Origin of the sequence: Iamia sp. (genome assembly GCF_035575815.1) — a bacterium.
Lineage (GTDB): Bacteria > Actinomycetota > Acidimicrobiia > Acidimicrobiales > Iamiaceae > Iamia.
In genome coordinates this window covers 19,232-34,209 of sequence record NZ_DATLXO010000126.1, presented here as the reverse complement: position 1 = coordinate 34,209, position 14,978 = coordinate 19,232, and the positions used below count along the sequence as shown (strand labels likewise).

At 73.7% G+C, this 14,978-nt stretch carries 14 protein-coding genes; 13 read left to right on the top strand and 1 reads right to left on the bottom strand.

Annotated elements, in window-relative coordinates:
- Nucleotides 1-94 precede the first annotated feature (94 nt).
- The 3 genes from pdxT (at nt 95) to VNL12_RS13570 (ending at nt 2,050) form a co-directional block, all read left to right on the top strand.
- On the top strand, nt 95-733 hold the full coding sequence (gene pdxT / locus VNL12_RS13580) for a pyridoxal 5'-phosphate synthase glutaminase subunit PdxT (RefSeq protein ID WP_325595439.1): 639 nt from the start codon (nt 95-97) through the stop codon (nt 731-733).
- Nucleotides 733-1,485, top strand: a complete 753-nt coding sequence (locus VNL12_RS13575; protein ID WP_325595437.1) for a YebC/PmpR family DNA-binding transcriptional regulator — start codon at nt 733-735, stop codon at nt 1,483-1,485. Before pdxT ends, VNL12_RS13575 begins: the two co-directional genes overlap by 1 nt.
- Nucleotides 1,486-1,573: 88 nt before the next feature.
- The gene (locus VNL12_RS13570) at nt 1,574-2,050 is read left to right on the top strand and encodes a peroxiredoxin (protein WP_325595435.1); all 477 of its coding nucleotides are present in this window, start codon (nt 1,574-1,576) and stop codon (nt 2,048-2,050) included.
- A gap of 36 nt (nt 2,051-2,086) precedes the next feature.
- Here the strand turns inward: VNL12_RS13570 and VNL12_RS13565 are convergent, their stop codons facing one another.
- Nucleotides 2,087-3,508 (bottom strand): ABC transporter ATP-binding protein, encoded by a 1,422-nt coding sequence (locus tag VNL12_RS13565; RefSeq protein ID WP_325595433.1) that lies wholly within the window; start codon nt 3,506-3,508, stop codon nt 2,087-2,089.
- Between the two features lie 170 nt (nt 3,509-3,678).
- Here VNL12_RS13565 and ruvC point away from each other — a divergent pair, with 170 nt between their 5' ends.
- The 10 genes from ruvC (at nt 3,679) to VNL12_RS13515 (ending at nt 14,937) form a co-directional block, all read left to right on the top strand.
- Nucleotides 3,679-4,221: a crossover junction endodeoxyribonuclease RuvC gene (gene ruvC / locus VNL12_RS13560; RefSeq protein ID WP_325595431.1), complete on the top strand. Its 543-nt coding sequence runs from the start codon at nt 3,679-3,681 to the stop codon at nt 4,219-4,221.
- 5 nt (nt 4,222-4,226) lie between these two features.
- Nucleotides 4,227-4,868: a Holliday junction branch migration protein RuvA gene (ruvA, locus tag VNL12_RS13555; protein ID WP_325595429.1), complete on the top strand. Its 642-nt coding sequence runs from the start codon at nt 4,227-4,229 to the stop codon at nt 4,866-4,868.
- Nucleotides 4,869-4,876: 8 nt separating this feature from the next.
- On the top strand, nt 4,877-5,947 hold the full coding sequence (ruvB, locus tag VNL12_RS13550) for a Holliday junction branch migration DNA helicase RuvB (RefSeq protein WP_325595427.1): 1,071 nt from the start codon (nt 4,877-4,879) through the stop codon (nt 5,945-5,947).
- Between the two features lie 68 nt (nt 5,948-6,015).
- A complete protein-coding gene (locus tag VNL12_RS13545; RefSeq protein ID WP_325595425.1) occupies nt 6,016-7,182 on the top strand; it encodes a glutamate--cysteine ligase in 1,167 nt (388 codons plus the stop codon).
- Nucleotides 7,179-8,432 carry an amidohydrolase gene (locus VNL12_RS13540; RefSeq protein ID WP_325595422.1) on the top strand — a complete coding sequence of 418 codons (1,254 nt, stop codon included), beginning with the start codon at nt 7,179-7,181 and terminating at the stop codon, nt 8,430-8,432. The genes VNL12_RS13545 and VNL12_RS13540 overlap by 4 nt, the downstream gene beginning before the upstream one ends.
- Before the next feature lie 127 nt (nt 8,433-8,559).
- Nucleotides 8,560-9,672: a tRNA preQ1(34) S-adenosylmethionine ribosyltransferase-isomerase QueA gene (gene queA, locus VNL12_RS13535; RefSeq protein WP_325595420.1), complete on the top strand. Its 1,113-nt coding sequence runs from the start codon at nt 8,560-8,562 to the stop codon at nt 9,670-9,672.
- Entirely contained in the window at nt 9,669-10,793 is a 1,125-nt protein-coding gene (tgt, locus tag VNL12_RS13530) for a tRNA guanosine(34) transglycosylase Tgt (RefSeq protein ID WP_325595419.1), read from the top strand. Before queA ends, tgt begins: the two co-directional genes overlap by 4 nt.
- A 189-nt stretch (nt 10,794-10,982) precedes the next feature.
- Complete coding sequence (gene secD, locus VNL12_RS13525; protein ID WP_325595417.1) at nt 10,983-13,151, top strand: protein translocase subunit SecD; 2,169 nt, start codon at nt 10,983-10,985, stop codon at nt 13,149-13,151.
- On the top strand, nt 13,148-14,386 hold the full coding sequence (secF, locus tag VNL12_RS13520) for a protein translocase subunit SecF (protein WP_325595415.1): 1,239 nt from the start codon (nt 13,148-13,150) through the stop codon (nt 14,384-14,386). Before secD ends, secF begins: the two co-directional genes overlap by 4 nt.
- A complete protein-coding gene (locus VNL12_RS13515; protein ID WP_325595413.1) occupies nt 14,383-14,937 on the top strand; it encodes an adenine phosphoribosyltransferase in 555 nt (184 codons plus the stop codon). Before secF ends, VNL12_RS13515 begins: the two co-directional genes overlap by 4 nt.
- The last annotated feature ends 41 nt before the right edge of the window (nt 14,938-14,978 follow it).

Below are 14,978 nucleotides of genomic sequence, written 5' to 3'. Positions count from 1 at the left end.
GGCGGGCCTCGAGGTCGCGACCCTCGAGACCACCTTCGCCGACCGGGGCTGGTGAGCCCCGTGACCGGCCGCCCCGAGCCGGAGCCCCCGGGACATGGCGGGGCCCACTGAGCCCAGTCTCGTCGCTCCCGGCCCACCCGGGGTGAAGGTCGGCATCCTCGCCCTCCAAGGTGCGGTGTCGCGCCACGCCGAGGCCATCGTGGCCCTGGGTGCCACGCCCGTCGAGGTGCGCGGTGCGGGCGACCTGGCCGGGATCGACGGCCTGGTGCTGCCCGGTGGCGAGTCGACCACGATGTCGAAGCTGCTCGACACGAGCGGACTGCGGGCCCCCCTCGCCGATCAGCTGACCGACGGCCTGCCCGTCCTCGCCACCTGCGCCGGCATGATCCTGCTCGCCACCGACGTGCTCGACGGCCGGGCCGACCAGCGCAGCCTCGGGATCATCGACATGGCGGTGCGCCGCAACGCCTTCGGACGCCAGCGCGACTCCTTCGAGGCCGACCTCGACCTGACGTGGCAGGGTGCACCGATCGACGGGGGCCCGTTCCACGCCGTGTTCATCCGGGCCCCGGTGGTCGAGGCCGCCGGACCCGCCGTCGAGATCCTCGCCACCGTCGACGGTCGCCCCGTCCTGGCCCGCCAGGGCGCGGCGATCGTGGCATCGTTCCACCCGGAGCTCACCGCGGATCTGCGCCTCCACCGCCTCTTCCTGTCCACCTTCGAGGAGAACTGATGTCCGGCCATTCCAAGTGGGCCACGATCAAGCACAAGAAGGGCGCGGCGGATGCCAAGCGGGGGAAGCTCTTCGCCAAGCTGATCCGCCAGGTCGAGGTGGCCGCCCGCCAGGGCGGGGGCGACCCCGACATGAACCCCACGCTGCGCACCATGTACCAAAAGGCGCGCGACAGCTCGGTGCCGCTCGACACCATCGAGCGGGCGATCAAGCGGGGCACCGGCGAGCTCGAGGGCGTCACCTACGAGCAGATCACCTATGAGGGCTACGCCCCGCACGGTGTGGCCCTGCTCATCGAGGTCCTCACCGACAACCGCAACCGGACCGGCCCCGAGATCCGCACCACCTTCAGCCGGGCCGGCGGGTCGCTGGCCGAGCCCGGTGCGGTGGCCTGGCAGTTCGACCGCAAGGGCTCGATCCTCGTCGACCGGGCGGCGGACGAGGACGAGCTGATGCTGGCCGCTCTCGACGCCGGGGCCGAGGACCTCACCGACGACATCGAGGCCTGGCGCGTCACCACCCCGCCGACCGAGCTCCACGCCGTGCGCACCGCGCTCGAGGAGGGGGGCGTCGCGGTGGAGTCGTCGGACCTGGTCATGGTCGCGGCCAACCTGGTGCCCCTCGACGACTCCGGTGCGGCCCGATCCGTGCTCGCCCTCATCGACACCCTCGAGGACAACGACGACGTGCAGGACGTGCACGCCAACTTCGACATCTCCGACGAGGTCTTCGCGACCCTGGACGCAGGGTGAGGCACCCCGTCCCGGGGCGGACATCCGCCGGCGGGCCCGCACCGAACGTCTCGTCGATGACGACCCCGCGCACACCCCGGGCCCACCGGTGAGCCTCCGGATCGGCGACCCGGCGCCCGAGGTGACCCTGCCGGGCGTGCACGGCGAGGAGACGCGGGTCTGGAGCCTCTCGGCCCTGCGGGGCCAGCCCGTCGTGCTCGTCTTCTACCCGGGCGACGGCACGCCTGTGTGCACCCGGCAGCTGGTCACCTACACCGACGAGATCGAGGCCTTCGCCGATGTTGGGGCCCAGGTCCTGGCCATCAGCCCCCAGTCGGTCGAGAGCCACCAGGCCTTCGCGGCCGACAACGGCGGCTTCGCCTTCCCGCTGCTCGCGGACGAGGACCGCGCCGTCGGCGAGGCCTACGGGATCATCGGTCCCCTCGGCTTCTACCGGCGCTCGGTGTTCGTGGTCGACGCCGGGGGCCGGGTGAGCTGGATCCACCGGGCCGTCGCCGGGCTGTCGTTCCAGCCGCCCGACGACATCGTCGCCGCCATCGGTGGCACCGAGCGCGCCCGCCGGTGACCCCAAATTGCGTACGTGGCTCGCGCCCGGCGCGACCTAGGTACGCAGTTTGGGAGGGATCAGATGCCATCGACGACGCCGAGCAGGCGCGAGCGCTGGATCTTGTGCATGCCCCGGCTGAGCGAGGCGAGGGCGATCAGCCACGCCACCGCGCCGATGCCCCATCCCAGGTTGGCGGCCCCGAAGAGCGAGCCGGTGGCCTGGCCGTAGGCGATGCCGATGAGCGGGAGGGTGACGAGCCCCGACGCCTGTTGGGCCGCAGCCGTCGACTGCACCCGGGCCGAGAGCCGCAGCACGATCGACAACGTGATGGCCAGGAACGGGGGGCAGCACCCAGAGGACCATGATCCACCACTGCTGGGTGGGGAAGAACCAGCCGCCGACCTCGGGGCCGACGAGCAGGTTGACGATCAGGGAGTAGGCGCCGAAGCCGACGAAGGTCGTCAGGTAGCCGGGGATGATGCTGGCGATGACCTTGCCCAGGTAGATCTCCCGGGCGGCGGCGGGGGAGTGGGCGAGCCGGTGCCCTCGGAGAACGGGGTGGCGGCGAGGTGCGGCGCCCGGACCGCGAAGTAGAGCTCCTCGAGGGAGCGGTCGTGGGCCGCGACCCGCGTGAGACGGGCGCCCCGGGTCGTCAGGGCGAGCACGACGTCGGGCACGCGGCGCAGGTCGTCGAGCAGGACGTCGACCTCGTCGGTCGCGCCCTCGACCGCCTCGACCCCCCGCACCCCGGGGAGCGTGGCGAGGCCGCCGAGGCTCCGCGAGGCGGACCGAGTCGTCGGGCCAGTAGCGGCGGATCAGCTCGTCGGGCCGACCCGACGCGATGTGGAGCCCGGCCTCCATCATCACGACCTGCTCGGCCAGGCCCTCGGCCTCGAGCAGCAGGTGGGTGCACATGATGACCGTCGTGCCGCCTGCGGCCATCTCCTTGATCATTGCGAGCACGGCGTGGCTCGACTCGGGGTCGAGTCCGGAGGTCGGCTCGTCGAAGAGCAGCAGATCGGGCTCGTGGAGCACCGAACGGGCCAGGGCGAGGCGGGTCTTCATGCCCGTGGAGTAGCCGCCGACCGCCACGTCGAGGCTGCCCTGGATGCCGAAGCGGGTCGCGGCATCGACCACGCGGTCCCGGGCTTCATCGGACCAGCCCAGCCCGTACAGCTCGGCCGCGTAGCGCAGGTTGTCGAGGCCCGAGAGCCGGTCGTAGAGCGCCGGCTTGGCCGACACGATGCCGCAGCGCCGCCGGACCGACTCGCCGTCGCGGGGCACATCCGGGTCGAGGCCGAAAACTCGCACGTGACCGTCGTGGACGCCGAGAGCGCCGGTGATCACGCGGATCGCGGTTGTCTTCCCGGCGCCGTTGGGACCGAGCAGGACGGTGATCGTCCCCTGCTCGGCGCGGAGAGACAGGCCCCGCAGGGCCTCGACGGCCGCGAAGCGGCGGCGCACGCCGTCGAGCACGACGACCGGCTCGGGACCCGACGGTACGCTTGGCGCGGGAGGAGGCGTGGCGGGTCCCATCCCAACTCCATCGGCGCGGCCAGCCCTGGTTGTAAGGCCGGCCTGCGGTGGTGTGGCGTCCGGAGCAGGATCCCCCGAGTGAGCTCGCCCGGCGCGTAGGCTGCGAACCCATGTTCGTCCTCGGCATCGACCCTGGCCTGTCACGCTGCGGCTACGCCTGCATCGAGGCCGGGGCGCGGGCGGCGCGGGCCCAGGCGCGGGCCATCGGTGTCATCCGCACCCAGTCCACTGCGCCGCTCCCGGAGCGCCTGGCCGACCTGCAGGCCGAGCTGCGGGCCCTGATGGTTGAGACCCGGCCGACGGTTGTGTCGGTCGAGCGGGTGTTCTTCCAGGTCAACGTGCGCACGGCCATGGCCGTCGGGCAGGCCAGCGGGCTGGCCATGGCCGAGGCCCACGCCGCCGGCGCCGAGGTCGTCCAGTACACGCCGACCCAGGTCAAGCAGGCCGTCGCCGGTGACGGCCGGGCCGACAAGGACCAGGTCGGCCGCATGGTGGCGACCCTGCTCGGCCTGGCCGCCGTGCCCCGTCCGGCCGATGCCGCCGATGCCGCGGCCCTGGCCCTCTGCCACCTCGCCCACGCCCCGATGCAGCGCGTCGTCCGCACCGTCGGGTCTCGGGGTGGCCCGACGGTGCGGAGCGGGGTGCGACGATGACGGGCATGATCGGTTCACTGCGGGGCACCCTCGCCGAGCGGGCCACCGACGGCGAGCTGCTGGTCGAGGTGGGCGGCGTGGGCTACCGCGTGCTCGCCGGTCCGGCCACCGCCGCCCGCCTGGGCGACGTCGGGGGCGAGGTCCACGTGTGGACGCACCACCACGTCCGCGAGGACACCCAGGTGCTCTACGGCTTCGCGTCCCGCGACGAGCGCGTCACCTTCGAGGCCCTGATCTCGGCCCACGGGGTCGGGCCCGCGCTGGCCCTGGCCATCCTGTCGGTGCACGAGCCCCTCGCCCTGCGGCGGGTGCTCGCCGATGACGATGTCTCGGCTCTCTGCCTGGTGGCGGGGGTGGGGAAGAAGACCGCGGCGCGCCTGCTGGTGGAGCTGAAGAGCCGCCTCGAGGTCCCCGCCGGCGACGTGGCCGCCGCCGTGGCGGCCGCCGGGTCAGCGGGCGGCGGCAACGGATCCTCGACCGGGTCGGTGCGCGCCGATGTGCGCGACGCCCTCGCCGCCCTCGGTTACGCCCCCGAGGAGGTGTCGATGGCCACCCGCGACCTCCCCGCCGGTGACGACGTCTCGACGCTGGTCACCGAGGCCCTGCGGCGCATGGTCGCCCATCGAACCCCCGGGGCGACGCCGTGAGGGACGAGATGCTCCCGTCGGACGCGGATGCGGCGGTGACCGACGACGTGCTGGCGCCGGAGCCGGTGGTGGGGGAGGAGGCGGCCGAGGCCGGCCTGCGCCCCCGCACCCTTCAGGACTTCGTGGGCCAGGCCGAGCTCAAGGAGCACCTGAGCATCATCCTCGAGGCCGCCCGCCGCCGGGGCCTGGCCGCCGACCACCTCCTCTTCGCCGGCCCTCCGGGCCTGGGCAAGACCACCCTCGCCGGCATCGTCGCCTCGGAGATCGGCGTCGCCCTGCACGTCACGTCGGGGCCGGCGCTCGAGCGGGCCGGCGACCTGGCGGCCATCCTCAGCCAGCTCACCGAGGGCGACGTCCTGTTCATCGACGAGATCCACCGCCTGTCGCGCGTGGTCGAGGAGGTCCTCTACCCGGCGATGGAGGACTTCGTGGTCGACATCGTGTTGGGCAAGGGCCCCGCTGCTCGCACGATCCGCATCGACGTGCCCCGCTTCACCCTGGTGGGCGCCACGACCCGCACGGGGCTCATCACCGGGCCGCTGCGCGACCGCTTCGGCCTTGTCGCCCGGCTCGACTACTACGAGCCCGCCGACCTCGAGTCCATCGTGTTGCGCGCCGCCGACATCCTCGATGTCACCATCGCCACCGACGGGGCCCATGAGATCGCCAGCCGGTCACGAGGTACGCCGCGCATCGCCAACCGCCTGCTGCGCCGGGTGCGCGACTACGCGGACGTGCGCGGCACCGGCACCGTCGACCTCGCGGCGGCCCGGGCCGGCCTGGCCGTCTTCGGTGTCGACGAGCGAGGGCTCGACAAGGTCGACCGGGCGGTGCTGGGCGCTCTCTGCGGGCGCTTCGGCGGCGGTCCCGTCGGACTCTCGACCCTGGCCATCAGCGTGTCGGAGCCCACCGAGACCGTCGAGGACGTGCACGAGCCCTTCCTGATCCGCGAGGGCTTGCTGATGCGGACCCCCCGGGGGCGCGTGGCCACCCCGGCGGCGTGGGCCCACCTGGGCCTCGTCGCGCCCCGGTCGGCCCTCGGCGGCGATGCCACGCCGCCCCCCGGCCTCTTCGGCTGACCGGTACCGGCCCGACTGAAGGTCCTGACCTACGCTCCGGCCACCATCGCGACCGGCGAGGAGGCCCCGTGGACATCGACTTCAACAGCTCGCCGGGGCCGAGCCTCGGCATCGAGGTCGAGCTCGAGCTCGTCGACCACGAGACCGGCGAGCTGGCCAGTGCGGCATCGTCGATCCTCTCCGAGCTGGGCGCCGGCCACCCCGAGGGCGAGCACCCGAAGGCCAAGCACGAGCTCTTCGAGTGCACCGTCGAGATCATCACCGGCGTCTGCACCACCGTGGCCGAGGCCCGCGACGACCTGCAACGAACCCTCGACGAGGTCGGCGGGGCCGCGGCGAGCCGGGGCCTCGACCTCATGTGCTCGGGCACCCACCCGTACTCCTCCTGGCACGACCAGCAGGTCAGCCCCGACCCCCGCTACACCAAGCTGGTCGAGGAGATGCAGTGGATGGCCCGGCGCCTCCAGATCTTCGGTGTGCACGTCCACGTCGGCATCAAGTCGCCGGAGAAGGCCATCGCCATCGCCAACGCCATGGCCGGCTACATCCCGCACCTGCTGGCGCTGACCGCGTCGAGTCCGTACTGGGAGGGCCACGACACGGGCCTGGCGTCGTCGCGCAGCAAGGTGTTCGAAGGTCTGCCGACCGCCGGGCTGCCCGCTCCCCTCGAGAGCTGGCCGGAGTTCGAGCAGTTCATGGAGACCCTCGTGTCGTCCGAGGCGATCTCCACCGTGCGCGAGGTGTGGTGGGACATCCGGCCCCACCCCGACTTCGGCACCGTCGAGCTGCGGATGTGCGACGGCATCCCCACGCTCGGGGAGATATCCGCGGTGGCTGCCCTGGCGCAGTGCCTCGTGACCCACCTCGACACGCTGTTCGACCGGGGCTTCACCCTGCCCAAGCACCGGGAGTGGGTGCTGCGCCAGAACAAGTGGCGGGCGGGGCGCCACGGACTCGAGGCCGAGATCATCGTCGACGAGGCCGGCACCCAGCAGCCGGTGCGTCAGACGATCCTCGACCTCATGGCCGAGATGGCCCCCATGGCCGAGCGCCTCGGCTGCGAGGCCGAGCTCGCACGCGTGGAGCGGATCCTCATCGACGGCGCCAGCTACCAGCGCCAGCGGGCAGTGGTGGCCGAGGGGGCCTCGGGCGCGCAGGGCCTGCGCCCCGTCGTCGACCTCTTGGTGGCCGAGATGGCGTCGGACCGTCCCGGTGTGCTGCCCTCGTCGCGGTGAGCACCGACCGCACGGACCGCACGGACCGCACGGACCGCACCGGTCGCGCTGTCGACCGCGACTCGTCGCCCGTCGATCACGCCGCGGTTGCGATGGCCGTGTCGGCCATCGAGGCCGACCTGGTCGCGCTGCGCCGCGACCTGCACGCCCACCCCGAGCCCTCGTGGGAGGAGACCCGCACGACCGAGGTGGTCGCCGCCCACCTCGCCGGCGCCGGGCTGACCGTCGGACCGCTCCCGACCGCGACCGGCCTGGCCTGCGAGGTCGGGACGGGACCGGCCCTCGTCGCCCTCCGCGCCGATCTCGACGCCCTGCGCCTCACCGACCCGAAGGATGTGCCCTACCGCTCGATGGTCGTCGGGGTGTGCCACGCCTGCGGACACGATCTTCACACCGCCGCCGCCGTCGGCGCCGCCCGCGCCCTCGCGGGGGTGCTGGTCCCGGGTCAGGGCCGGGTGCGCATCGTGTTCCAGCCGGCTGAGGAGTCGATCCCGTCGGGGGCGCGGCCGCTCGCCGAGGGGGGGGTGGTCGACGGGGCGAGAGCCATCTTCGCCCTGCACTGCGACCCACAGCTCGACGTGGGCCAGGTGGGCATCTCCGCCGGGCCGATCACCTCGGCCGCGGACCTGGTCGAGATCCGCCTCACCGGCCCCGGGGGGCACACCGCCCGACCGCACCGCACCGCGGACCTGGTGAACGTGGCCGCCCGCCTCGCCGTCGACCTGCCCTCGTCGCTCGACCGCCTCACCGACCCCCGCGACGGCGTGAACCTCACCTTCGGGGCCATCGCCGCGGGTGACGCGGGCAACGCCATCCCGACGACGGCCGTGCTGCGCGGCTCGCTGCGGGCCACCGGCCGGGCCGGGTGGGAGGACGCCGGCAAGCTGCTCCCCGGGCTGGTGGCGGCCATCGCCGAACCCCTCGGTGCCACCTGGGACCTCGACCACCGCATCGGGGCGCCGCCGGTGGAGAACGACCCGTGGGCCACCCGCCTGCTCGGGGGCGCGGCGACCGCCGTGGTCGGTCCAGGCGGCGTGCTGCCCACACGCCAGAGCGGTGGGAGCGAGGACTTCTCCTGGTTCCTCGAACAGGTGCCGGGTGCCTTCGCCCGCCTCGGGATCACCCCTCCGGGCGCCGAGCCGATCGACATCCACGCCGGCGCCTTCGACGTCGACGAGCGGGCCATCGCCCTGGGCGCTCGCCTCCTCGCCGGCGCCGCCCTGGAGGCCTTCGCGGCCCCGACCCCGTGAGCGAGCGCCGCGAGCGAACCTGCAAGCACGGGCTCTCTGACGGCGGAGCCTGCGGAGCCGGCAGCGCTCATTGGTGCCCGGTGACTGGGACCGGGCTGGATGTGACCGACGACGAGGTAGTGCACCGATGAGCGAGCGCGGCGAGGAGGCGGGGCCGACCCGAGGTGGCACCCCCATCCAGGCGTTCGACTACCCGCTGTCCGCCGCGGCCATCGCCCAGACGCCGGTCGAGCCGCGGGACGCGGCCCGGCTGCTCGTCGACCGGGGCCCCCGGGCGACGCCGGATCACCGTGGCGTGCGCGACCTGCCCTCGCTGCTCGATCCGGGCGACGTCCTCGTCGTGAACGAGACGCGCGTGCTCCCGGCCCGGATCCGGGCCACCAAGGACACCGGCGGGGCCGTCGAGGTGCTGCTGCTCGAGCGCGAGTGGTGCGGCACCTGGCGGGCGTTGGTGCGCCCGGGGCGTCGGGTACCGCCCGGGACGGTGGTGACCGTGGGCGAGCTGCGGGTGGAGGTGGGCGACGACCTCGACGACGGCGTGCGGCGGGTGCGCCTGCTCTCGATCGCGGGCATCCCCCTCGCCGCGGACCTCGACGCCGGGTCGCCATCGCCGGGGGAGCTGGCGGCGCTGGCCGTCCACGGCGCGGTCCCCCTGCCGCCCTACATCCACGAGGCACCGGCCGACCCCGAGCGCTACCAGACCGTCTTCGCCCGCACCCCCGGCTCGGTGGCTGCACCCACCGCCGGGCTGCACCTCACCGAGCGGGTGCTGAACCGGTGCCGGGAACGGGGCGTGAGGATCGAGACGGTCGACCTGCAGGTGGGCCTGGGCACGTTCCGGCCCATCGCCGCCGAGCGGGTCGAGGACCACGCTCCGCACGCCGAGGCCTACCGGGTGGCGCCCGAGGTGCTCGACGCCTGTCGTCGAGCCCGGGCGCACAGCCGCAGGGTCGTCGCCGTGGGCACCACCACGCTGCGGGCACTGGAAGCCGCCGCCGGCACGGGCGACCTCACGGGCCGCACGGAGCTCTACGTCCACGGCGACCACCCGTTCCACGTCGTCGACCGGCTCCTCACGAACTTCCACGTGCCCCGCTCGTCGCTGCTGGTGCTGGTCGACGCCTTCGTCGGTCCCCGCTGGCGAGGCATCTATGCGGAGGCCCTGTCGACGGACTACCGGTTCTTGTCCTTCGGGGACTGCTGCTTGCTCGACCGGCGGTGGGGACGGAGCCCCCGGTGACGCCGGTGACGATCGAGGTCGAGGCCACCGACGGAGCGGCGCGCGTCGGCCGGGCGGTGACGGCCCGGGGCTCGTTCCCGGTGCCCGCCTTCATGCCCGTGGGCACCCGGGGGTCGGTCCGCACCCTCTCGGCCGAGGACCTCGACGCCCTGGCCCCACCGGTGGTGCTGGCCAACGCCTACCACCTGATGCTCCGCCCCGGCGCCGATGTCGTCCGGGACCTCGGCGGGCTCCGCCGCTTCACGGGCTGGGACGGGCACTCGCTCACCGACTCGGGCGGTTACCAGATCTTCTCTCTGGCCCCGAAGGTCGACGACGACGGGGCCACCTTCCGCTCGACCTACGACGGCAGTCAGCACCACCTGACCCCCGAGGGGGCGGTGGCGGTGCAAGCCGACCTGGGCGCCGACATCTCGATGGTGCTCGACGTCTGCCCGGCGCTGCCCGCCCCCGATCGCCTGGTCCGCGAGGCGGCCGAGCGCACGGCCCGCTGGGCCGATCGGGGTCGGGCCGCGTTCCTGGCCGGACAGGACGAGCGCCTCGCCGGTGGGCTGGGCCAGGCCCAGTTCGGCATCGTGCAGGGCGGCACCGACGTCGACCTCCGAGCCCGCAGCGCCCGGTGGACCACCGACGTGGGCTTCGACGGCTACGCCATCGGAGGCCTGTCGGTGGGCGAGCCGCGCGCCGAGATGCTCCCGGCCCTCGCCGCCGCCATCGCCCTGCTGCCGGCCGACCGCCCGCGCTACCTGATGGGCGTCGGCGACCCGGCCGGCCTCGTCGAGGCGATCGCCCTCGGCGTCGACATGTTCGACTGCGTGCTGCCGACCCGTCTGGCCCGCCACGGCACCCTGCTCACCGATGCGGGTCGGCTCAACCTGCGCAACGCCCGCCACGCTCGCGACCCGGGGCCCATCGACGAGGCCTGCTGGTGCCCCACCTGCGCCCGGTGGTCACGGGGCTACCTGCGCCACCTGCTGGCCGTGGGTGAGCCGTCGGCCGCCCGCCTGCTGACCCTCCACAACGTGAGCTGGCTCCTGCGGCTCGTCGACCGCACGCGCGACGCGATCCGGGCCGGCACCCTCGACCGGTGGCGGGCCGAGGTGCTGGCGATCTGGGGCTGAGTAACGGGACCGGGGTGGTGGTCGGCGCGCGGACCTCGGGCACTAGGGTCGCCCCGGCTCTTTCTCGGACCTGATCGGACCTCGCGTGCACGGTGCGCCCCCCACTCCAGAACTGACGGTGACCCGCAGTGGCCTCGGTCGGGCCCTCGGCACGGGGAGCGCGCTCGCTACGTCCGGGGTGGCCGCCCGGTGAGTCGCCGCCGCTACCGGAACCACTACATCGCCATCGCGGTGACGCTCGCGCTGCTGGTGGCCCGGGTGGTCACCATCGTCATCGACGACGCCGCCGCCTCGAGCTGGGACTGGATCACCCTGGCGGTGGCCATCGCGGCGGTCGTGATCGCCGGGTTCAGCCTGCTCGATGCCCAGGGCCGGGTGACCCGCTACCGCAAGCGGGGCCTCGGCGCCCTCACCCTCGTGCTCGGCCTGGCCCTGGCCTCGGTGCTCACCGTCTCGGTCAACCAGGCCACCCCTGAGCTCGGCCTCGACCTCCAGGGTGGGTTCTCGGTCGTGCTCTCGCCCGAGGGCGACCCGGCGAGCGAGAACATCGACCAGGCCATGGAGATCATCCGCCAGCGCATCGACGGCCTGGGCGTGGCCGAGCCCGAGGTCACCCGCCAGGGCGACAACGTCGTCGTGGAGCTGCCCGGCGTCGAGGATCGCGAGAAGGCCCAGGAGGTCGTGGGCCAGACGGCCAAGCTCGAGTTCCGCCCCGTGCTGATCCCCGGCCTACCCTTCGACGCCGAGGCCGCGGCGCGCGGCGAGGACCCGTGCGCCACGGCCGAGGAGGCCATCGCCGAGGCGGGCGCCGTCCCCGGCGATCCGGCGGCTCCGGGTGACCCGGCCGCCCCGGGCGATCCTGCCGTCCCTGGTGATCCGGCGGCTCCGGGTGATCCTGCGGGCCCCACGGATCCGGCGCCGGCCGACCCCGCCCCCGACGACCCCGCCCCCGACGACCCCCCCACCGACGAGGAGGGCGCCGCAGCCCGGCCCGCCCCGGTCGCCGGGCCCGTCGTCGACGGCGAGAGCGCCTCGGGCCCGCTCGTCGGCCGCCAGGAGGGCGAGACCACCACCACGCCCGCACCCCCCGACGACGATGCGACCACCACCGCACCGCCCGACGACGGGTCGGCGCCTACGACCGCACCGCCCGACGACGGGTCGGCGCCTACGACCGCGCCGCCCGACGACGGGTCGGCGCCCACGACGGCGCCGCCGACCGACGCACCACCGGGCGAGGTTCCCCCCGCCGAGGCCCCCCCGGTCGAGGGTGCGGATCCCGCCGACACGGTGGTCCTCCCTACCGTGGACGAAGACGACGACGAGGTGCCCCGCACCTGCGTGCAGATGGGCGCGATCGGCTTCGAGGGCGAGGCCCTCAGCCGGTCCCGCGCCGAGCTGGGCGGACAGACGGGCTCGCAGTGGGTCGTGTCGGTCACCATCCGGGGCGCCGATCGTCCCGACGCCAACGAGCTGTTCAACGCGTGCTTCTCGGGGGCGCCGACGTGCCCGGCCACCGGAGGCGGTGACCCGACGGGTGGGGGCGGCAACGGCCAGCTGGCCATCGTCCTCGACAGCGAGGTCGTGTCCGCCCCCGGGGTCAACAGCCAGAACCTGGCCGACGACGACTTCCAGATCAGCGGCGGCGGCCAGAGCGGCTTCGCCGAGTCCGAGGCCAAGGACCTGGCCCTCGTGCTCCGCTACGGCGCCCTGCCCGTCGAGTTCACCCGCAGCGCCGAGCGCCAGGTGTCGCCGACCCTCGGTGAGGACTCGCTCGAGGCCGGCATCCTCGCCGGGATCATCGGGCTCGTCGCCGTGGCCCTCTACCTGATCGTCTACTACCGCGCCCTCGGCATCGTCGTGGTCGCCGGCCTCGGCGTCTGGGGCGCCCTGATGTACGGGGTGGTGAGTTGGCTGTCGGCCAACCAGGGCCTCACCCTGTCGCTTGCGGGGGTGGTCGGCATCGTGGTGTCGGTGGGCACCACGGTCGACTCCTACGTCGTGCACTTCGAACGCCTGAAGGACGAGGTCCGCCTGGGCAAGACCGTCCGGTCCTCGACCGAGAAGGGCTTCCAGAAGGCCTTCCGCACCATCCTCACCGCCGACATCGCCTCGCTCATGGGTGCCGTCCTGCTCTGGTACCTCACCGTCGGCGCGGTGCGCGGCTTCGCCTTCTTCCTCGGCCTGTCGGTCGTGCTCGACCTCTTCGTGGCCTACTGCTTCGACCGGCCCATGGTCGCCCTGCTGGCCCGCAGCCGGTTCTTCACCGAGCACCGCATCTTCGGCGTCGCCCGCGGCCTCGGCCGCAGCGCCGACGGTCGGGCCCCGACCCCTGCCCCTGCGGGGGTGTCCTCATGAGCACCAGTGTCCCCACCGCACCGGGTCAGGCCGGACCCCGCAACGGCCTGCTCAACCGGCTGTACCACGGCGAGACCGAGTTCCGGTTCGTTCCCCGGGCCCGGCGCTGGTTCGCGATCTCCGGCGCGGTCATCCTCATCGGGCTGCTGGGCTTCGCCGGGCGGGGAGGGCTCAACCTGGGCATCGACTTCACCGGCGGCAGCCAGTGGGAGGTGCCGGCCGGCGAGGTCACCGTCAGCGACGCCGAGGATGCCATCGAGGGCCTGGGCTTCGCCGAGGTCAGCGTGCAGGAGGTCGGCGACGCCCTCCGGGTGCAGACCCCGCCGCTCGAGGGCAGCGACGCCGAGCGCACCGAGGCCAGCAACGAGGTCATCGACACCCTGTCCGGCCTCACTGGCGCCGAACGCACCGAGGTGGCGGTCAACGAGGTTGGCCCCTCGTGGGGCCAGGAGATCTCCGAGAAGGCCCTGCGGGCCCTCGTCTTCTTCCTGATCGCCATCGTCATCTACATCACCGTCCGCTTCGAGCTCCGGATGGCGCTGGCCATCGTCGGCGGCCTCGTCCACGACCTCATCGTGGTGGTCGGCGTCTACGCCGTGCTCCAGCTGCCGGTCACCCCGGCCACCGTGGTCGCGATCCTGACCATCCTGGGCTTCTCGATCTACGACGGCATCGTCGTGTTCGATCGCGTCGACGAGAACACGCGCCTGCTCTCGAGCGGGTCACGCATGACCTACAGCGAGATGGTCGACCTGTCGCTCAACCAGGTGCTCATGCGCTCGCTGAACACCCAGATCACCGCCATCATCCCGATCCTCTCCGTGCTGGTCGTGGGCTCGCTGGTGCTGGGCCAGACCACCCTCCAGGAGTTCGGGCTGGCCCTGTTCCTCGGCCAGCTGACGGGCGCCTACTCGTCGATCTTCATCGCCTCGCCGCTGCTGGCCATGCTGAAGGAGCGTGAGCCGCGCTACCGGGCCCTGCGCCAGCGCCTCTCGGAGGGCACCGGCTCGGGCCGGAGCTCGCGCTCGGCCTCCTCGGTCTCCTCGGTCGCCCCGGGCACGAACGACGACGGGAGGTCCGACGACGAGACGCCCGAGGGCGAGGTCGCCGCCCCCGTCGCGCCGGCCCGGCCGAAGGGGCCCGTGCCGCCGCGCCCGCGCCCCCAGGCCCAGGGCCTCACGCCGGCGACGCGCACCCACCCGCCCCGGCCGCGCAAGCAGCGCAAGAAGCGGTGAGCGATGGGGCTCCGCCGATCGCGGACCCCCACGACCTCGCCCGGCTCATACGAGGCGTCGCCGACTTCCCGGCGCCGGGGATCGAGTTCAAGGACATCACACCGCTGCTCGGTGACGGTGCCGCCCTGCGCCGGGCGGTGACCGGGCTCGTCGGTGCGCTGCCGTTTGACGGCGTGGAGCTCGACCGGGTGGTGGGCGTCGAGGCCCGGGGCTTCATCCTGGGCGCCGCGGTGGCGGTGCACCTCGGGGTCGGCTTCGCCCCGGTGCGCAAGCCGGGCAAGCTGCCGTGGGAGACCGAGACCGAGACCTACGCCCTCGAGTACGGCACCGACCGCTTGGAGATCCACCGCGACGCGGTGCGCCCCGGCGAGCGGGTGCTCGTCGTCGACGACGTCATCGCCACCGGTGGCACCGCCGCGGCCACGGCCCGACTCGTCGAACGGCTGGGCGCCGAGGTCGCCGCCTTCGCCTTCCTCGTCGAGCTGGGTTTCCTCGGCGGCCGGCGGGTCATCGCTCCGCACCCCACGGTGTCGCTCGTCCGCTACCCGTAGCGTAGGGACCCGCTGATGCTCCCGGCGCGGTGGCGCCGTGC